This window comes from Pseudomonas reactans, assembly GCF_013387025.1.
GTDB classification, from domain to species: Bacteria; Pseudomonadota; Gammaproteobacteria; order Pseudomonadales; family Pseudomonadaceae; genus Aquipseudomonas; species Aquipseudomonas reactans.
In genome coordinates, this window is sequence record NZ_JACAQP010000185.1 from 1 (window position 1) to 732 (window position 732).

1 protein-coding gene and 1 tRNA gene are annotated in these 732 nt (G+C 34.9%); one reads left to right on the plus strand and one right to left on the minus strand.

Translation table 11 applies throughout. From position 1 onward, the window contains the following. Positions 1–288: 288 nt before the first annotated feature. Positions 289–429: a hypothetical protein gene (locus HX793_RS32330; RefSeq protein WP_178905632.1), complete on the minus strand. Its 141-nt coding sequence runs from the start codon at positions 427–429 to the stop codon at positions 289–291. A gap of 179 nt (positions 430–608) precedes the next feature. On the opposite strand from HX793_RS32330, the gene HX793_RS32335 reads away from it, so the two are divergent. Then, positions 609–682 (plus strand) — tRNA-Pro (locus tag HX793_RS32335). Positions 683–732: the final 50 nt, after the last annotated feature.

A 732-nucleotide genomic window follows, 5' to 3' on the forward strand; every position in this document is an offset into this window, starting at 1 on the left:
AATAGCAAATAAGATAGAAAGATTTCAAAACTAGATTTCAAATCACAGTACAGTATTTCATATAAGTATCTTGTATAATACTCTTTCCCTAGAACCACAGTTTGTATTCTACTTCCATAGAAATTTCATATTAATTTAATTCCAACCTGAACCCGAGTCTCGCAGCTGTTGAATGCACTTTTATTCTTTCTCTTTCCTCCCTTATTCTAAAAAAGGGAAAAAAGAGAAAAGAGGGGGCTGGTATTTAATTGTATCTCTAATCTTCTTTATTCCTTCCCACGTCAATAACTAGAATGAAAAAAAGGGGAACGTCAACGCATCCGGGAAAAAACGATTAATCTCTATCAATAAACCTGCCAAAGAACCGAACCATAGNNTAAATACAGAAAAAACGTCCTTTCTTCCCCAATATTCCCCCAAAAGACTCATTTATTTTTCCTAGGAGTTCCATTCCATTTTTCATATAGATAGAAGTATTTTACTATTATTATATGTTAAATGAGACCAAAAAGACGAAATGGACATAAAAATTCTAGATTTTAATAGAGGAGATAACGATGTGGAAAACAAGACAAGAATTCTCTACAATGACACTGTAGACCAATGGAAGGGATGTAGCGCAGCTTGGTAGCGCGTTTGTTTTGGGTACAAAATGTCACGGGTTCAAATCCTGTCATCCCTACCTATTACTGCTCAAAGGAGCCGTAACGAGGGATTTTTTGAGATCAATTC